3 protein-coding genes are annotated in these 2,422 nt (G+C 68.0%); 1 reads left to right on the top strand and 2 read right to left on the bottom strand.

What is annotated here, in order from left to right; genetic code table 11:
• A partial coding sequence (locus tag ACWDNU_RS45150; RefSeq protein ID WP_449673366.1) for a DUF6585 family protein occupies positions 1–738 on the top strand: 738 nt, incomplete at its 5' end.
• Positions 739–759: 21 nt separating this feature from the next.
• Here ACWDNU_RS45150 and ACWDNU_RS45145 read toward each other — a convergent pair.
• Complete coding sequence (locus ACWDNU_RS45145; protein WP_355274329.1) at positions 760–1,092, bottom strand: hypothetical protein; 333 nt, start codon at positions 1,090–1,092, stop codon at positions 760–762.
• Between the two features lie 126 nt (positions 1,093–1,218).
• The coding region (gene groL / locus ACWDNU_RS45140; RefSeq protein WP_449673365.1) for a chaperonin GroEL at positions 1,219–2,422 on the bottom strand (1,204 nt) is incomplete at its 5' end.

Below are 2,422 nucleotides of genomic sequence, written 5' to 3'. Positions count from 1 at the left end.
CCGGTGCTCGGCGGCGTGATCCTCGCGCTGTTCGGCGACCCGGACGGCTGGCGGTGGGCGACCCCGGCCGACGACACGTTCGTGCGCGGCTGCGGCATCGTCGCGGGGAGCATCGCCACCATCGGCGTCATCTGCACGGCTGTCGGCGCCTGGCAGGGTGGCGTCGCGCTGCTGACGATCGCCGCGGTCCCGGTGCTGCTGGCGTTCCGCCGCGGAATCCTCAACCGGCAGAACCGCGCCGCCCGCATCGACCTGTTCGACCACGGCGTCACCGTCTACCGCTCCGGCCAGCGCGTCGCCGGATTCCGCTGGGACAGCACCGAAGTCCGCCAGCAGATGATCCCGTTCCACGACACCATGCCGGTGTCGTACTACCTGGAACTCAGCGGCCCCGGCGGCGTCGAGGCCACCGTCGACGAGGAGGGCTTCGCCCGCGCCCGCGAATGGGCCAGGGCCATCCAAGCCGCCGTCACCGCAACCCAACTCCCCGCCGCCGTCACCGCCATCGACAACGGCGACACCGTCGCCTTCGGCGAGCTCGCCCTCTCCCTCGACGCCCTCACCTACAACGGCGAGGCCTTCCCCTGGGAGAACATCCAGCTCATCGACGCCCGCAGCGGTCACATCCGCATCAAACTCGCCGGCATGTGGATCTCCCTGACCCCCGTCAGCACCATCCCCAACTTCTACATCTTCAACGAACTCGCCGAAAGACTGCGATTGACCCCGGTGGGGTGAGGGCTTCCCCGCACCACCGGATTACCGAGCCGGGTCCTTCTTCGCCAGGTCGATCAGCGCGGAGCAGCCTGCCCACAGCAGGACTGCGCCGATCGCGACCTTGACCCCGTCGATCACATTGTTGAAGAACTTCACGTCGGTGTAGTTCGCACCGGATTTCGACATCGAGCAGCCGTCGCCGGGGTTCATGTCGTAGCTGGAGAAGTCCAGGACGAAGACGTTCCAGGTGTGGCAGGTGACCACGTCGTTGCGCAGGCCGAGCAGGCCCGACACGATGAACCAGCCGCAGATGATCCCCATCAGGACGCAGAACACCCAGTACTTGCGGACCGTACGGACGATCGTCGTCGTCATCTCCCCCACACCCCCGAGGCTAGCCGACCCGCCCGCGCGTGGCCTGCTCCGGACAGGCCGAAGGCCGGTTCACTCGGGGAGTGGACCGGCCTTCGGTGACTTGCGGGAACTAGTGATCCGGGGGGATCAGAAGTCCATGCCGCCCATGCCGCCGGTCGGGTCGCCCGCGGGGGCGGCCTTCTCCGGCTTGTCGGCGACGACGGCCTCGGTGGTGAGGAACAAGGCCGCGATGGAGGCCGCGTTCTGCAGGGCCGAACGGGTGACCTTGACCGGGTCGGCAACGCCGGCGGCCAGCAGGTTCTCGTAGACGCCGGAGTCGGCGTTCAGGCCTTCGCCCTCGGGGAGGTTGGAGACCTTCTCGGCGACGACGCCGGGCTCGAGGCCGGCGTTGAAGGCGATCTGCTTCAGCGGGGCCGACAGCGCGACACGCACGATGTTGACACCGGTGGCCTCGTCGGCCGACAGGCCGCTGAAGCCGTCCAGCGCGGGGGCGGCCTGGAGCAGGGCCACGCCACCACCGGCGACGATGCCCTCTTCGACGGCAGCCTTGGCGTTGCGCACGGCATCTTCGATGCGGTGCTTGCGCTCCTTGAGCTCGACCTCGGTGGCGGCACCGGCCTTGATCACCGCGACACCGCCGGCCAGCTTGGCCAGGCGCTCCTGCAGCTTCTCACGGTCGTAGTCCGAGTCCGAGTTCTCGATCTCGGTGCGGATCTGCGCCACGCGGCCCTTGATGGCCTCCGCGTCGCCCGCGCCCTCGACGATGGTGGTCTCGTCCTTGGTGACGACGACCTTGCGGGCCTGGCCCAGCAGCTCCAGACCGGCGGTCTCCAGGGAGAGGCCGACCTCTTCGCTGATGACCTCGCCACCGGTCAGGATGGCGATGTCGGCGAGCTGTGCCTTGCGACGGTCACCGAAGCCCGGGGCCTTGACGGCGACGGACTTGAAGGTGCCACGGATCTTGTTCACGACCAGGGTCGACAGGGCCTCGCCCTCGACGTCCTCGGCGATGATCAGCAGCGGCTTGCCGGCCTGGATGACCTTCTCCAGCAGCGGCAGCAGGTCCTTGACGGTCGAGATCTTCGACGACACCAGCAGGATGTACGGATCCTCGAGGACCGCTTCCTGACGCTCGGGGTCGGTCACGAAGTAACCGGAGATGTAGCCCTTGTCGAAGCGCATGCCCTCGGTGAGCTCCAGCTGGAGACCGAAGGTGTTGCTCTCCTCGACGGTGATGACGCCTTCCTTGCCGACCTTGTCCATGGCCTCGGCGATGAGCTCACCGATGGACGCGTCGCCGGCCGAGATACCGGCGGTGGCAGCGATCTGC

The organism is Amycolatopsis sp. NPDC003676, assembly GCF_053587275.1.
This window is presented reverse-complemented; position numbering and strand designations above follow the sequence as displayed.